The following is a 15,495-nucleotide window of genomic DNA, read 5'->3' on the forward strand; positions in this document are numbered from 1 at the left end:
CAGTTTCTCTCAAGTAATTTTGATGTCTATTGAAGAAATGGAGGTGAGGATGATGAAGAAGATAAATTCTTTCAACATCAACAGCGATCGAGAGCCTGAAGATTTCGACAACTTTGACGATTTCTGCTTTTGAACCATCTAGTAAACGTCGGCGTGGCTACCCATCGGAAAAAGCTGTTAAACGTGGCGCTCGCCTTATTCATGGTGACAAAGAACTACAAGAAAAGCTTGGTAACAATGACCTTTGTCCTTGTGGTTCTGGTCGCTGCTTTCAAAAAGTGCTGTCGCAATAGTGGCAGATATGATGGTAGCTTACGCAACTACTACTTTCAGGGAGTAGTACCATTGATTTCGATATTTTATTAAATTTTTCAATTGGCAGTTGTTGCCGCGCCCCGATCGCAGAAGCTTACATAACTCTCCATAAGTTACAGACCATGCTTCTACAACTTGCGCGGTGATTCGATCGCCCCGCGTGCAACATCTGTCTCCTCATTCACCACAACTAGAGGAGATGACTGTGAATACCGCAGAACGTGACCTGCGCTTGGAAATGCTCAACAGTTTGCTGACAACTCCTCACCGCAAGCTAGAGCAAGTCGCAGAAATTCATAAGTTAATTGTTGAATTAGATCCGCTTTTTTACGGACACTTAGCAGTTTGGTATCAGCGTCACGGTGATGTCCGCGACCATAAGGAAGTATTTGTTGCTCACTTGCTGACCAGCAATTTAACCGAACACCGAGATGCTGGATTTGTAATGTTGCAAGAATTTCCACCCTATCAAGTGGCTCGTGTGGTGGATTTCATGAAGCAGCAGCAGAATAAATTGCCTCGTTCGGCTCGGACTGCAGTGCGGCGTTACCTGAAGGCGCGGGAGAGCAATCCGGCTCTGTTCGATCGCGCTGCACTGCGAGGTCGTAAAGCAATGAAGCACTTATATGCTTCGCTACACATTAAGCCAAATGAACGGGCAAATGCGATTTTATTCCGCGATACTCCTCCAGAGGGTTCGTTAGCAAATGTGCTGAAGCAGCTTGCGTCTTCAGAAAGTGCTGCCGAACAAGCACGGCTGATTGTGGAGTTTAACATTCCCTACACCATCGCAATTGGTGCCATCAAACAACTTACACCAGTTGTTTTGGTTGCCTTAATCAACAGCATGACTCCTCAAGAAGCGATCAACAACCTCAAGTCTCTCCAAACTAGAGGTGCAATGGAGCACCCAGAAGTCAAGAAGCTGATTGATTCTAAGCTGGAAGAAGCGTCTACGAGCGGACGTGTTGCAGCATTCAAAGCACAGATTGCTGCAAACACAGCTTCTTTAGATGCAGACACCGTTGCCCAACTGGAAAAAGTGACTAACGAGCAGGTGAAGCGGCGTGGTGTAATCGCACGTCCAACCGCCCTACTAGTGGACAAGTCCGGTTCAATGGACAATGCGATTGAGATTGGTAAGAGACTGGCTGCTCTCATCTCTGGTATCACTCAAGCTGAACTATTTGTCTACGCCTTCGACACCATTCCTTACGCTGTTACGGCAAAAGGCAAGGAGTTGACCGACTGGGAACGTGCTTTTCAGCACATTAACGCAGGTGGTAGTACTAGCATCGGTTGTGCATTGGAAGCAATGCGGAAGAAGAAGCAAGTCGTTGACCAGATAATTGTGGTGACGGATGAGGGCGAAAATACCGGTCCTTACTTCGGTGAAGTCTACAAGACTTACTGTCGGGAGTTAGCGGTAATGCCCAATGTGGTGATTGTCCGCGTGGGTACTCATTACAACTGGGTAGAAAATCAACTGAAGCAGCAGCAAGCACCCGTAGATACGTTCACTTTTGCGGGTGACTACTACAGCTTGCCAAACCTCGTTCCACTGCTCACGCGCCCCTCTCGTCTGGATTTGCTGATGGAGATTTTGGATATGCCGTTGCCTGTAAGAGACGATAAGTAGAATACATCAGGATGCGTTACAGTCACTTGTAACGCATCCCGATACTAACTCCAAAACTCTTCTAATATTATGTAGTATATTGTATTATATTAATAGCCTGCGTGCCCCAACTCGTGAAGCCTACATACTAGTACGAGAGGAAAAGTAACGCTGTCAAATACAGTGGGCGTGTGTGAACGGGGAGTGCGAAGAACCTGGGAGGTGGGCTTAAAAGTAGCCATCCTTGAAAGAGTGTGTAAAAACTTACCAGAGGAGTCCCTCTAGTAACTCAGAACACGCAATGCTCCACCAACTTGCACGCGGGAAATCATTTGTGACGTTGCTGAATTGAAGTATAAAGTTGTTCTTTCTACCTTTGCGCGAGCTTTTTATATCCTGGTTCAGCACGGCTAAAAAACTCCTCCTGTCATCTGAGCAATTTTATGGAGAGATGGTGCTATGGCTGATATCCGCAAGCTAATCAATCAAATTGCGATCGCAGAAGCACAGCTATATGCCACCCAATTCCTTGCGCCCTGTGTCAGGGGTGGACGAGTTCGCACGCGAGTAGCAGGAATGATCTATACCTTCACACCGAAGCCCAGGGAATATGAAGGTTGGGGTATTTTTCAGGCGATAGATGCTAAGACAGCAACGGTTGTGGAAGAAGCCGACTTACCCCAGGTTGCGGAATATTTGCAACACTTTCCCCAAATACGGCTGCGGTTGGCATACCAACTGCAAAGACAAACTTGGTTAGCATACCCTGTCAATGAAGTAGATATGCGTCAGCGCTTGAACTTCGTTAAACCGCTCGCAGTACATCTAGTGACTGAGGGTGTTGTTTTTGAGCAAATTATTGCCCGTTGGAACGGACAATCGTGTTGGTTTGAAGAAGTAGATCGCCGTACCGATCCGGTTATTGTAGAAACTTTGCAATCAGCTGTTAAGGAACTGACTCCTGTTGAAGAATTGCAATTCAAAGGTATGACTCCAGAAATCCGCACGCTGTATGAATTAGCGACTCGGCGTATGGAGAGCTTTGCTCAACCTCAACAGGATGAAAAGCGACTGAGAAAAGCATTGCAGATGGGTGGTGGTGAATTACGCCAATTTCAGGATCGCGGTGATTACTGGACAGTCGATTGGACAACGGCTGATGGTGTTCGCCATAGTAGTGCGATCGCTAAAGCCGATTTGACTGTTGTGAGTTCTGGTATTTGTCTGAGCGGACGCGATAGCGATTTTGATTTGCAATCTCTAGTGGGTGTGATGGAACAACAAGAGGAGTGAGTCTATTAATTACAAATTAATATGAGTATCTTTTTTCACGAACAGCTTTATCGCACGACTGGTGTGATGGCAAAGTTAAAAAACTATCCTGTAACAATTTGTGGGGCGGGAGCATTAGGAGCTAACATCACTGAAAACTTAGCTCGGTCTGGTTTTGATAAACTGACAGTGATAGATCGCGATCGCATTGAGGAGCGAAATCTTTCAACTCAGCCTTATTACCGTTCTGATGTGGGGGCGTTCAAGGCGAAGATTTTAGCTAACAATTTATATCGAGCAATTGGTACTAAAGTTAATGCTAAGACACTTGAGTTGACTTCAGCAAATACAACTCAACTCCTCCAAGACAGCCAGCTCATTGTCGATGTGTTTGACAATAGTGTGGCACGTACTGCAGTGAAAAATTATGCCGAACAATTCAGCATACCTTGTCTTCACGCTGGACTATCGGCTGATTATGCAGAAGCGATCTGGAATGACTTTTATCGCGTTCCTTCCGACGTAAATGATGATGTCTGTGATTATCCGCTGACACGAAACCTTGTGATGTTAACCGTTGCCGTGACGTGTGAAGCAATTGTTTCATTCATTACCACAGCAGAACAACGTAACTTCAGTATCACCCAAAAGGATCTGATTGTTCACTCTCTGTTTTTTTAAATCTTTCTTAAGGACTAACACCAACTTGCGGTAGCTTGACGGTAAAGGTTGCACCCAGCCCAACTCCGTCACTGCTTGCTTCTATTATACCGTTGTGCATTTCCACCAGCATCTTCGCTATCGCCAGTCCAATACCTACTCCTCCGGGTGAATGACGGCTAGGTACTTCCGCTTGAGTGAAGCGATCGAAGACTAAGGGAAGAAAATCAGGAGAAATGCCGATACCTGTATCAGTCACAGTAATTTGAACATTGAAGTCAAGATGTTCTAACCCGATGCTGACTTTTCCCCCAAAGTCCGTAAATTTGATGGCATTTTCTAGCAAGTGGCTGATGATTTGTCGCAGGCGATCGCTATCTGCTTTAACATTACACCGTGCAACATTCGATATCGCCTCGATGAGTTGAATATTCTTTGCCTTAGCTGTTTGGTGAAATGTTGTCACGACGTTTTGTAGCAGAGAAACCAAATCAACAACTTGAAATTGCAATTGTAGCTTTCCTGAAACAATGCCCGAAACATCGAGCAAATCCTTCACCAGTTTTGCCTCGATAGTTGCATTGCGTTCGATGACAGCAAGTGCCCTAGCCGCCTTAACACTGTCAAAAGGTTGATTTTGTAGTAGGCGTGTCCAACCGAGAATATTGGCTAGGGGCGCTTGCAGTTCATGAGTCACGGTCAAGAGAAACTCATTTTTGAAGCGGTTGGCAGATTGCTCAAAGCGCAGCCGTGCCAATTGAAGATGAGTTTCAACCCGTGCCATCAGTTCGCGGGCACTGAAGGGTTTGATTAAGTAATCATCCGCACCCGTTGCCAAACCTTCGACCGTTGCCTCTTCTGTTGCTCGTGCCGATAGCAAAATAATCGGAATACTTTTTGTTTGAGGATCGGAACGTAGTGCTTGCAGCAATTGCAACCCATCCATCTCTGGCATCATCACATCAGTTAGCACCAAGTCGGGTGGGTGTTGCTGAATTTGGGTGAGGGCTAGAGCGCCATTGGCTGCTGTCTCCACCTGCCATCGCTCATCCAGTAACCGCTTCAGGTAGGCACGCATATCGGGGTTGTCATCTACCAGGAGAATACGGGCAGAACTGGGCAGGGGAGCAGAGGGGCAGGGGGGCAGAGGGGAATTAAAAGCTCTTTTCTCCCCATCTCCCCATCTCCCCATCTCCCCCTCCTCCTGGGGTAGCCACCCTAACGCTTCCTCCACATAAGCACGTAGATCTGTTGCCGTTGAGGGCAAGGTTTGAGATGAGCCAATCTGTTGGGGGGGAAGATGAGCAAACCCGGTGGGAATGGATACCTGAAAGCAACTGCCTTCTCCTTCAACACTGCTGACAGTAATCGTGCCGCCATGCAGTTTAACTAACTCCTTCACCAGAGACAAGCCGATCCCCGATCCTTCAAAACTCCGCCCCCTGGCTCCTTTCACCTGGTAGAACCGATCGAACAAGCGAGGTGTTTCTGAGAAGGCAATGCCAATGCCCGTGTCTTGTACAGTTAACTCAACCCAATTACCAGCCCGCCTTAAGCGGACTGCAATCTCGCCTGCAAAGGTAAATTTAAACGCATTCGAGAGCAAATTGAGGACGATCTTTTCCCACATAGAGCGATCGATATATATTGGCTCTGGTAAGGGTGGGCAATCAATTACCAGTTGCAAGCCTGCTTGCTTGATGGCTGACTCAAATGAACTCGCAAGTTCTGTCGTCAAGGTTGCGAGATCTGTCGGCTCATAGACTGCCTGAATGCGCTCGGCTTCGATGCAGGAAACGTCAAGCAAAGTATTGACGAGCTTCAGCAGCTTCACCGCGTTTCGGTGCGCCAATTGCAGTTGCGATCGTTGGGCGGAACTGGGGGGATGTGCCAGATCGTTCAAGGTCTCTTCAATCGAACTCAGCAACAGAGTCAGAGGAGTGCGAAACTCATGACTCACATTACTGAAAAATGCCTGCATTGCGTCTTGTGCGCGTTGGCGCTCGTCTTCGGCACGCTTCCGTTCCGTGATGTCGGTGAACAGCACCGCGACGCGGCGGCTTCCCGGATCGCCCAGCCGAAAGACGTTGAGGTCGAAGACCCGGTTTAGGGTGTCCTCCGTCATCTCAATGCGTACCGCCTCGCCCGTCTCGGCTACTTGGCCGTAGATCCCCACCCACTGAGGGTTCGGCGTGCCGAGGATCTGGGTTGCCGTTCTGCCGACGGGGTACTCCATCCCGGTGTGCTTCACGAAAGCGGGGTTCACTTCTAGGAAGAGGAAGTCGCTCCAAGCACCCTCCTTGTCAGGGATGACCTTAACAACGGCGTATGCTTCGTCCATTGAGTTGAACAGCGAACGGTATTTTTCTTCCGAGTCGCGCAGAGCCTCTTCGGCGCGGGCACGTTCGATGCGGATGTAAATTCGCTCGGCGAGTTCCCGAATCAGCTCGACTTCATCAGAGCGCCACTCGCCCGAAGAGGAGCGTGCGATGGTTAACAAAAATTTCCAACACCCGTCTTTGAGGTAAGGCGCGTCAACAATCGAACCGAAGCCAAGCTCGTCCCACATTTCCAACTTCGGGTTGAGCATCGAATTAGTCCGCGTATCGTTGATAACTGAGAGCTTACCTGCCGCGTAATGTCGCCTGCCTTCTTCGTTCAGGAAAGCCGAGATGCGGTGTGCGCCGAATAAGTTGGGCATAGAGTCGTCGCGCCTCCAGGCATAGATGCACTCGATGAGATCGGCTTCCTCATCAACGATGGAAAAATTGCAGCGCGAGAGATTGAGAAAATCGGCTAGCCGTTTGCCGACCCGCTCCATAATCTCCTCGGCGCTCAACAGGGGTGCAAAATCCGCGCTCGTCTCGGCTAAAAAGGCGAGGTTCGCTTCCGTGCGTTTGCGATCGGTGATGTCCCGGAAAAGAACTGCGACACGGCGCAGCGTTTCGTCGCCGAGGCGCAAAATTTCAATGTCGAACCAACGGTCAAACGCGGGGGAGTGCTGCTCAAGTCGCTCCGATTCACCTATGGCAACGATTCTTGCAAAAAGGTCGTTCCAGGATTGTTCGACGAACGGCAGCACATCGCTTGCCAATCTACCCCGCGCATCGATTAAGCCTGCGTGTTTTTCCAACGCCGGATTCGCTTTAAGGATTTGATGGTCAACAGGCTGTCCGTCTGAGTCATACAACACTTCGATGCTGCAAAAGGCTTCGTCCATCGAATTTAACAGCGTGCGGTATTTTTCTTCCGAGACGCGCAAAGCAATTTCCGCTCTTGGGCGATCGCATAGTGCAGTTTGTCGCAACTGGCTTTGTTGCTGATTTATCAACAGTGCAGCAGCAGTAAAGTCTGCTAAACTCGTCATCACCCGCACATCTTCACTGTCAAATCGCCGCTCAAGGGAGTGCGACATAATCCAGATCGTGCCAAGGGCACGATCTGGAGCAATCAACGGTAGTATTAATGCTTCAACGATAGAAATATTCGCTACCTGTAAATCAGTAAAATAGCGTTCGGGATAGGAATAAAGCACGGGAGTACCGCGTTCCAGGCAAACTCCACTGGGACTAGAGTTGCGCTTTGTAGTGCTGCCTGCATACTGTGCTAATGTTCCTGCTAATACATGAGTCCGAAAAACCTCTTCCCCACTTGGTGCTATCTCTAGTAAATTTATCCCTGCACTTTCAGCAATGCATAATTTTAATGCCATGTCAACTATACTTTGATGCATAGTTTGTGGCTGATTTACCAACTGCCGCGCCAACCTCTGCAATGCTTGATTTTCCAAGAGAAAATCCGCAGTCCGAGGGTTTCTCCGGGACAGTTCTTCAGTGATGACAATATCCTCTATGGTAATTGTTTCTCTTTGAGGTCGGTGCATCGCCTTTACTGGTCGATTTAGTGGGTAGGCGCGATCGCTGATAATTTAGCGCGAGCGAAATTTTAGAACAATGCTCCTCCTTTATTTTGACATCCTCCCACGGCTAAAGCACGTGGGATTCCCAAAATCACTTCTGAGAGTTCCTCTTTCTTCGACCCGACTTATTCTGAGGAGTTTCCTCACCCTTATGGGTTCGCCACTTGCTTCAACGGGGGGAACCCTCCGCAGTTGCTCCTCTTGGGCAAAGCCCAAGACCGCACTGCTCACCGCAACGCAGTGGCTCACCAGAACAGAGGTCGATGTCTCCAGAGGCGATTAACGTTCCCGTGTGCCCCACGGTACGGAGTCCTATCTCAAGGATGTTGCGAGCTGCGTTGTGGTCTCTCCCCTGAATGTGGAAACAATGGGGACAGATATGGGTTCTAGTAGAAAGAGTTTTCTTGACTATCTCGCCGCAATTCGAGCATTTTTGAGATGTCCTATGTGGAGGCACAGCGACTGTTGCAACCCCAAACACCCTTCCAAAATACTCAACCCATTCTCTAAACTGCGTCCATGCAGCATCGCTAATACTTTTAGCAAGATGGTGATTCTTTACCATGTTCCGAACCACTAAGTCTTCATAGGCTACCAAGTCTTTAGACAGGACTACGCACCTTGCAGCTTTTACCGCAAAGTCTTTACGTTGCCTACTTACCTTTAAATGCTTTCTTGCCAATTTATTTCTTGCCTTCACGCGGTTTTTAGACCCTTTTTTGGTTCTAGATAACTGTCGTTGAAGGCGTTTTAATTTCTTTTCGGATTTACGTAGATGACGGGGATTTTCAACCGTAGTCCCATCACTATCAGTATAGAAATGAGTTAGTCCAACATCTAGCCCAATAGTTTTACCAGTTGGTTCGCGTTTCTCTAGGCGTTCAGAGTTAATACAGAATTGGCAATAATACCCATCTGCTCGACGCACTACCCGCACTCGCTTAAACTGCTTTAACTGATAAAAATGTAGGTCGCGTGTTCCCCACATCTTGAATGTTCCTGCTTTAAAACCATCAGTGAATGTGATGCTTCTTCTGTCTTCAGATAACTTCCATCCCGTAGTTTTGTACTCTACAGAACCATGTGTCTGTTCTTTTTTAAAGCGTGGAAAACCTTTCTTGCCCGGTCTCTTTTTCTTACAGTTGTCGTACCGAGAAATTGCACTCCATGCACGTTCGCCACTAGCTTGTCGTGCCATAGAATTTAAACGATCGGCAAACTCAAACTGTTGAGCAAGGATAGCTGTATATGCACTAATTTCGTTCTTCCCTACTCCACGGTTATCCATCCAGTACCTGATACACGAGTTCCGAATAAACCGAGCAGTACGAATAGATCCATCAAGTTTTTGATACTGTTCGTCATTTCCTTCTAACTTGGCTTCAAATACTAACATGGATAACCTCACCTCCTTAATGTAAATCTTACTGTGCTTATTTATAGTATAAGATTCACACTGGCAATCCCAATTTCAGATAAATTTGACAGCAGCTAAAGCTGCAACGCATTCATGAGCGAAAATGCGGTGTGGCTTTGCCTCCCGCATTATTCGCGTCCCACACCCCTAGAAGGGGTGGGCTTTCTGCTTCAATCGCTGTAAAGTCTCTACAATTTGAATTCCCTTTTCTCTCCCTGCTTCCCTACTACGTCCATCTCAAGGTGCTCGCTTTTAAGCTCGCCCGGCAAGCTGTGCAATCATTGCAATTAACTCCATTGGTTCAGCAAGTTTATGCAAGTGCGATTGAAAACCCGCTTTGAGTGCTTTTGCTCGGTCTTCTGCAAGATAAGCTGTCAAAGCAGCAGCAGGAATGTGCCATCCTTTCTCTGTCTCCAGTGCCCGTACTTTCTTAATCAAAGCATAGCCATCTTCATCCGGCATTCTGATGTCACTGAGTATCACATCGGGACGCGTTCGCCCTTTAGGCGGCTCCTCCTGAGAGTATTGCTCTAGCAGTTCGAGCGCCTGAGCCACTGAGGCAACTGCTGTCACATATATCCCATGCTGCTCCAGTACTGCGGTGATAAACTCGCGAATATCAGCTTCATCATCTACAAACAGTACCTGCAAACCATCGAGCGAGTGAGGGAGCGAGACAACTTCTGCTTCTGGTACCAAGCGTTCGGTCACAATTGCTGGTTGTTGTTGATTCAAGTTCTTGTACTCGGTCACATCCCAGATAGCTATTTGTAGGGAAACTAGCAATCCGGAAGAGTCACGATCGGGTGCTACCATCAGTACTGCATTAAAAGGTTGACTGCCACGCGGGCACATAGTTATTTCCCACTCTTGCAAAGAAGAACACGCAGAAGACAACTTATTGAGTTTGCTACGAAAAACCGAACGTTCTATTTCGTGTACGTAATTGACTAACGGTTTGCTTACCAGAAAGTTGGGCAATACGTTAAATAGTGCTCCCGCAGCACGGTTAGCTTCTAGAATGATTCCTTGAGCATTTGTGAGTAAATACGCATTAGGTGCAAACTCGAATAGGTCGTGATAACGCTGATGTTGTTTTGCCAGGTACTCATTCTGCTCTAGCAGATCTTCCTGAATCACCTCCATAGTTTCTAAGTTTGCCTGCATTTCCTCTTGAAATAACTGCAGATTATCTAAAGAGGTGGCAATTTCCTCCATTGCTGACGCTAAGAGTTGCTGTTGGTTTGTTGGTACTAACACAATATATTCGTACAGCGCCTCTATCTGCTGACGGATAAAAATTAGATACTGAGTAAATTCTTCTTCGCTCACAACGCAAAACTACCGCTTATTTCTTTAAAAATAGAGTCAAGACACGAGTTTTATAGGAGAAAAATTCACACTGGAAAATTATTCGTGGCATAACCCTCTTTTATCACTTTCAGAAGAGATACTCTAGAATGCTTACAGCGTAAGGCTTTTCCTAAAAAACTTGATTTTATCCCAGTTTGTTAGAAAATAATCGCTCAAATTTCCGCTCTATCTAGAGTTGAAAATTTGACTCTTATTTTTCTTTTCCCAGAGTAACAGAAGAAGGATAAATTGCAGCATCCCTTTTTCCCTACCATCATTATATGTTATGTGGATGAATAACACTGTAATATAGTTGTGTGTTGTGTTGTGTTGCAAAAACTGAATTAAGGGGGTAGCAGTCAGCAGATTTGCTATGATTCATCAGCCCGTCCCGATCGCAAGGGTTTAATTAGAGTAGATAGCAATCTTGTGATACAAATGATACAAAGCATAGAGCTATCGGTAAATGAAACTAAAATTGGCAAGTCTCACAGGAGTACTCTTATTGGTATTAAATTTAAGCGCTCATGCACAAAGCAAAAGATTGGTATCTGAGGGCGCTCGCCAGGGGGTGACATGGAAAGTCTATCTCTTGAACAAGCAACTTACTAAGACTGTAAAATTAAACGGTGAAACTAGGCGACTGTATCTAGCGAATGTAGAAGTCTCTAACAGTTATAGTGGGGTTTCTAGAAGAACTGACCTGATTCAATGCTCTACCTCTAGACCATTTGTAGCATTTAAGGATAACGCCATCCCTGACTCAGCAATAGTTCATTATATTAACCCAGGAGGTGAAACATTTGGGTACAACGCTGACAGTCACTGGGAATACTGGGTGGTTTGCCACGAGCTATGGCAACCGCAGGAACAGGATTTGACATCTAGAGCAAAGCAGTTGGGGTATTCGATGAAACTAAAAAGCGAACAGGTAGAAGTTCCAGAAGATATCATGCCGTATCTTAAATAACGGTGAGTTCGGTGCTGCGTTAATTGACTGTGTTCCCGACTTCTTATTTTCTATACTGGAGTTTCGCGAGAACGAAAACTGGTGAAACCTTCAACGGATAATTTAAGCGTTCGCGAAGCGGCTGCTTTGCAGCATTGTAGAGGGTGCTTTAGCAGCAAATCCCCCCTATGTCAGATAGCACATAAAATTTCGTTTGCTAAATTTTTATGTACTAACATTACGTTAACGAAGTACATCTAGCTATATTGAGCTGTTTTTCTGATGTGTAGATTAGTTGGCTACCTTGGTAATAACATCCGATTAGATGAGTTACTCTACCAGCAAGAGCATTCGCTCTACAACCAAAGTTACAACCCTCGCGAATTAAACTCAGGAGTCGTTTGTGCAGACGGGGTAGGTGTAGGTTGGTACGATGAAAGCGATCGACCATTTGTTTATCGGAACACTATCCCCATGTGGAACGATTCCAACCTGAAAGAGTTGAGCCACTACGTACAATCTTCTTGTGCAGTAAGCTATGTCCGACTTGCAGGAATGGGGGAATCGCTCGATATTAGCAACTGTCAGCCCTTCCGCAGTGGCAAGTTGTTGTTTGTGCATAATGGCGAGATAGCAAACTTTCAACAGACGCTCTACAGACCGATACGTGACAGTCTTTCTGATTCCACATATCGTTTAATTAAGGGTATGACTGACTCGGAACACATCTTCGCCCTACTGGTGGAAATGTGGCAGTCGTCTCCAGATAGCACTCTGTTGTCTGCCTTACGTGCGACACTGCAAAAATTGACAGACTTGGCTAAAAAATACGACACCAGCTTTAGTGCCAATGTTATCGTCAGTGATGGTCGATCGCTTGCAGCAAGTCGCTATGCCTACCGCATGGAAGCTTCTACTCTTTATTGGTCTTGCAATGATGCGAAGCACCCAACCCAAGTTATTGTTGCCTCAGAACCCTTATCTGACCAAAATTGGACGGCTTTTGCTGACCACAATACGCTATTTGTTCCTGCAGAGTCATTGCAGCCAACCACTAGCCGATTAACCGCTTGTTAAGTGCTACGTTAATGTCTCAAGGATAATTTATAAGCAAAAACAGCAAATCAAGAAAAAGGAAGCAAGATCGCTAAGAAGTCAGGGTGCAAGGCATTGCGCCCTGACTAAAATTCAATATCATCGTCCTCATCATTAGTTGCAACTTCACTATCACGAGTTGCATAAGGAGGAAAGGGAAAATTAATCAGAATTGGAGATGGAACTTCAGGCTGGTGAACAAACATAGTTCCAGATTTTAAGAGGAGCGATCGCTTGCGACAACCTCCAGAGAGAAAGTTATATTCTGCACTTTCAGCTTCTGCAGAATCGAGTCTACCAACAACGCGAATTGCCGCTTGTCCTACAACACGACGCTCAACCTCTGAGGCTGTTTGCTGTGCGCCTATCAAGATGATTCCCAAAGAACGACCCCGTTCTGCAATTTCCACAAGCAAATTTTTAATGGGACTCCGCCCTTCACGAGGAGCATATTTATTCAATTCGTCAAGAACTATAAAAACAACCGGATATTGTCCCCGCTTTTCCTTTTCGGCAAATAGTCTTTGTAAAAGTATTCCAACAACAAACTTTTGTGCTTTTCCGCCTATCTTATTAATATCAACAATCGTTATTTGATGCGAGGGTGATAGAGGATCGAGTTGATATTTGGCTATTTGTTCGGGAGGCAAATCTCCGCGAATTAAATGCCCTATCTCATCTCGTATTCCCCACAAGCGACGTATTAAAGCCTCAGCAGTGGCGTTGGTATTTCGTCCCAACCAACTGTTATCTTCATTTTCAACCAACTTATCTTCTAAAAATTCAATTAATTCTCTAAATGTTGTGACTTTTTTCTTCTCTGGCGAGCCATAAGGTTCTACATCTAGATGCACTCCAAGCTTGCGGTTATTTTTTTTATCTGTTTTATCGTTATCTTCAGCAATTCGGGCTAACTTTTCCTCTACAATAGAAACTAAAAAACCTAAATTTCCCCTTTCTAAATCTTCCCCAGCAAATAGGAAACTGAAGAGGCGATCGCGACACAATTCCCTCAAACTCCACAAATAAACTGAAATATTATCAGCCCGTTGTTCTAAATGCGGATCTACATCATGGCTGCCTTTTCTTGGTGCAGCACAAAAACGCACATCTTTAAATGGTTCTGCTGGTATTCCCAATATATTATATTGTGCTAAATCCTGTTCTTTCAACTTAGCATTTTGCTTATCTATAAAAAACAAATCCTCACCTTTGACATTAAAAATCAAGGCTTTGGTATTAGCACGATGGTAACCTAAAGCAGCAGAGTGAAAAATTCCGTGAAGTAAAAATAAAGCATAAGATGTTTTTGTCGCTACCCCAGATACACCAGAAATATTAATATGTGCGCCTTTTGTGCCATCAATAAATTCATAGTTAAAATAAGCTGGGCTGCTGTTACGCATTGTACCTGCGGGGATGCGTTTTTCCATGCCATCAAAATGCAAAGCACGTTTTAATTCTTCATCAACAGCTAAATGAACTGTATCCCCCGGTTGTGGTGGCAAATATTCTTCTGGTTCAATGCGCGTCACTTGAATATGAGCAGCATAGGAAACATTCACAGGCAAACTACCATTTTTTGCCAAGAAAGTATCTGTATCAAACTGAGTTCCTTCATGTAAGGTGCGGACATAATCAACCACACCATAAAATTTGACAATACCACTCCCATCAGGACGGTGAGTTTGCACTTCCACCACATCATCAAGGCGCAAAACTTGACCGGGCGATACTGCAACCCAAAATTCCAAGGGGGTTGCTTCCTGAGTACCGAGGATAAAACCGACGGGAGTTGTCATGGCAAAACCCCCACAGACGCTAAAAAGTTTTGTACGCGTCGTTCGAGTGGAATAGCATCACCCATCATAAATATCACCTGCTACGTAGTAAGTAGGGGCGCGGCGGCTTTGCACCCGTATAGTAGTTAGAGATTGTACCAATACTAACTAGGTTTTGCCTTTTTTGCCTCCCCTGTGCCTCTATATCCCCTGCTTATTACTTTACAAAGTCCAATTTTCTAAAAATAAATTGGAGACTTGAGAAAAATCTTGATTGTTGCGTGTGACCAGAATTTTATTCATAGAAAGCGCAATCGCAGCAATCCTTAAATCTTGACGACCAACTTTGAGCTTTTGATGGATGAGATCTGTATATATTTCTTGTGCTTCAGTAGTGAAACTTAAGACATTGAAACTTTTCAAACTATCAAATGTTACCTGTAGCTTTTGATAAGCCGAGGCTAATTCATTAGAAGCAGCTCGTCGAATGACTTGAAATCGCCCACGCATCTGTTCTTCAACTGTAATAATTGTAATCGCAATTTCGTTAGATTCAACACTATTTAGGCGACGAACAATTTCTAAATTCCCTCTTTGAAACAGAGAAACACAATCGGTATCAAGAATCCAAATGCTCAACTTGCATCCCTCTCAAGATTGAAATCTTCTATATTAAGAGCAGCATCTAATTCCTGACGATACTCCTGAATATACTGCTGAACTGTGTCAAAGTCCGGATCGTCTTTGAACACGCCTGCAAATTTCATCCAAGGTCTTTCAGATTGCTCAGCCTGCGGTAATTGGATTTCCATCGTAATGACTTCAATTTTGTTCTTATGCTGAGCCACGAGATCCTTCAGTATTGCAAGTGCCTGCTCGCGATTCGTAGCTTCGACACGATACTGTGGAAGTTCCAAAATAGATGCGATCGCGCTACCATCTTCTCTAGTTTCCAGTACAATATTTATCTTTGAATTAGTAGTTTGTGATGTTACTAAAGTGCTGCTTTCCATAAAGTTTGAACTCTCACTTATCTATTAAGATAATAGCCTTAGTATTGCTGCTCTAGCTCAGTTTAGTTTACTAATTATACCAAAAAAAAGATTCGTAAGACAT

The 15,495-nt window shown here is 45.4% G+C and carries 12 protein-coding genes; 6 read left to right on the forward strand and 6 right to left on the reverse strand.

Going from position 1 to position 15,495, the window contains the following annotated elements; translation table 11 throughout:
* Positions 1 to 113 precede the first annotated feature (113 nt).
* From AB0756_RS12030 to AB0756_RS12045, 4 genes are all read left to right on the forward strand, one after another.
* Complete coding sequence (locus tag AB0756_RS12030) at positions 114 to 293, forward strand: YecA/YgfB family protein (RefSeq protein ID WP_202048570.1); 180 nt, start codon at positions 114 to 116, stop codon at positions 291 to 293.
* Positions 294 to 520: 227 nt separating this feature from the next.
* On the forward strand, positions 521 to 1,954 hold the full coding sequence (locus AB0756_RS12035; RefSeq protein WP_082051565.1) for a vWA domain-containing protein: 1,434 nt from the start codon (positions 521 to 523) through the stop codon (positions 1,952 to 1,954).
* Positions 1,955 to 2,392: 438 nt separating this feature from the next.
* Positions 2,393 to 3,226 carry a hypothetical protein gene (locus AB0756_RS12040; RefSeq protein WP_038080511.1) on the forward strand — a complete coding sequence of 278 codons (834 nt, stop codon included), beginning with the start codon at positions 2,393 to 2,395 and terminating at the stop codon, positions 3,224 to 3,226.
* A gap of 21 nt (positions 3,227 to 3,247) precedes the next feature.
* Positions 3,248 to 3,886, forward strand: a complete 639-nt coding sequence (locus AB0756_RS12045) for a ThiF family adenylyltransferase (RefSeq protein WP_038080509.1) — start codon at positions 3,248 to 3,250, stop codon at positions 3,884 to 3,886.
* A gap of 7 nt (positions 3,887 to 3,893) precedes the next feature.
* Here the strand turns inward: AB0756_RS12045 and AB0756_RS12050 are convergent, their stop codons facing one another.
* From AB0756_RS12050 to AB0756_RS12060, 3 genes are all read right to left on the reverse strand, one after another.
* Positions 3,894 to 7,748, reverse strand: coding sequence for an ATP-binding protein (locus AB0756_RS12050; protein ID WP_038080505.1), 3,855 nt, complete (start codon positions 7,746 to 7,748; stop codon positions 3,894 to 3,896).
* 205 nt (positions 7,749 to 7,953) lie between these two features.
* A complete protein-coding gene (locus AB0756_RS12055; protein WP_237265799.1) occupies positions 7,954 to 9,180 on the reverse strand; it encodes an RNA-guided endonuclease InsQ/TnpB family protein in 1,227 nt (408 codons plus the stop codon).
* A 273-nt stretch (positions 9,181 to 9,453) separates the two neighbouring features.
* Positions 9,454 to 10,533 (reverse strand): response regulator, encoded by a 1,080-nt coding sequence (locus tag AB0756_RS12060; RefSeq protein WP_038080504.1) that lies wholly within the window; start codon positions 10,531 to 10,533, stop codon positions 9,454 to 9,456.
* 487 nt (positions 10,534 to 11,020) lie between these two features.
* Between AB0756_RS12060 and AB0756_RS12065 the strand changes: the two genes are divergently transcribed.
* Complete coding sequence (locus AB0756_RS12065; protein WP_038080503.1) at positions 11,021 to 11,524, forward strand: hypothetical protein; 504 nt, start codon at positions 11,021 to 11,023, stop codon at positions 11,522 to 11,524.
* Between the two features lie 261 nt (positions 11,525 to 11,785).
* On the forward strand, positions 11,786 to 12,580 hold the full coding sequence (egtC, locus tag AB0756_RS12070; protein ID WP_038080498.1) for an ergothioneine biosynthesis protein EgtC: 795 nt from the start codon (positions 11,786 to 11,788) through the stop codon (positions 12,578 to 12,580).
* A 104-nt stretch (positions 12,581 to 12,684) separates the two neighbouring features.
* Here the strand turns inward: egtC and AB0756_RS12075 are convergent, their stop codons facing one another.
* From AB0756_RS12075 to AB0756_RS12085, 3 genes are all read right to left on the reverse strand, one after another.
* Positions 12,685 to 14,400 carry an ATP-binding protein gene (locus tag AB0756_RS12075; protein WP_038080497.1) on the reverse strand — a complete coding sequence of 572 codons (1,716 nt, stop codon included), beginning with the start codon at positions 14,398 to 14,400 and terminating at the stop codon, positions 12,685 to 12,687.
* 201 nt (positions 14,401 to 14,601) lie between these two features.
* Positions 14,602 to 15,018 (reverse strand): type II toxin-antitoxin system VapC family toxin, encoded by a 417-nt coding sequence (locus AB0756_RS12080; RefSeq protein ID WP_038080496.1) that lies wholly within the window; start codon positions 15,016 to 15,018, stop codon positions 14,602 to 14,604.
* The gene (locus AB0756_RS12085; protein ID WP_038080494.1) at positions 15,015 to 15,392 is read right to left on the reverse strand and encodes a hypothetical protein; all 378 of its coding nucleotides are present in this window, start codon (positions 15,390 to 15,392) and stop codon (positions 15,015 to 15,017) included. Before AB0756_RS12085 ends, AB0756_RS12080 begins: the two co-directional genes overlap by 4 nt.
* Positions 15,393 to 15,495 lie beyond the last annotated feature (103 nt).

The sequence above is a fragment of the Tolypothrix campylonemoides VB511288_2 genome (assembly GCF_045999855.1).
Lineage (GTDB): Bacteria > Cyanobacteriota > Cyanobacteriia > Cyanobacteriales > Nostocaceae > Scytonema > Scytonema bouteillei_A.

What these genes read in the sequence shown, in the direction of transcription:
- AB0756_RS12040 (WP_038080511.1), top strand. Translation starts at nt 2,393, where the DNA reads ATGGCTGATATCCGCAAGCTAATCAATCAAATTGCGATCGCAGAAGCA.
- AB0756_RS12045 (WP_038080509.1), top strand. Translation starts at nt 3,248, where the DNA reads ATGAGTATCTTTTTTCACGAACAGCTTTATCGCACGACTGGTGTGATG.
- AB0756_RS12050 (WP_038080505.1), bottom strand. Translation starts at nt 7,748, where the DNA reads ATGCACCGACCTCAAAGAGAAACAATTACCATAGAGGATATTGTCATC.
- AB0756_RS12055 (WP_237265799.1), bottom strand. Translation starts at nt 9,180, where the DNA reads ATGTTAGTATTTGAAGCCAAGTTAGAAGGAAATGACGAACAGTATCAA.
- AB0756_RS12065 (WP_038080503.1), top strand. Translation starts at nt 11,021, where the DNA reads ATGAAACTAAAATTGGCAAGTCTCACAGGAGTACTCTTATTGGTATTA.
- egtC (WP_038080498.1), top strand. Translation starts at nt 11,786, where the DNA reads ATGTGTAGATTAGTTGGCTACCTTGGTAATAACATCCGATTAGATGAG.
- AB0756_RS12075 (WP_038080497.1), bottom strand. Translation starts at nt 14,400, where the DNA reads ATGACAACTCCCGTCGGTTTTATCCTCGGTACTCAGGAAGCAACCCCC.
- AB0756_RS12085 (WP_038080494.1), bottom strand. Translation starts at nt 15,392, where the DNA reads ATGGAAAGCAGCACTTTAGTAACATCACAAACTACTAATTCAAAGATA.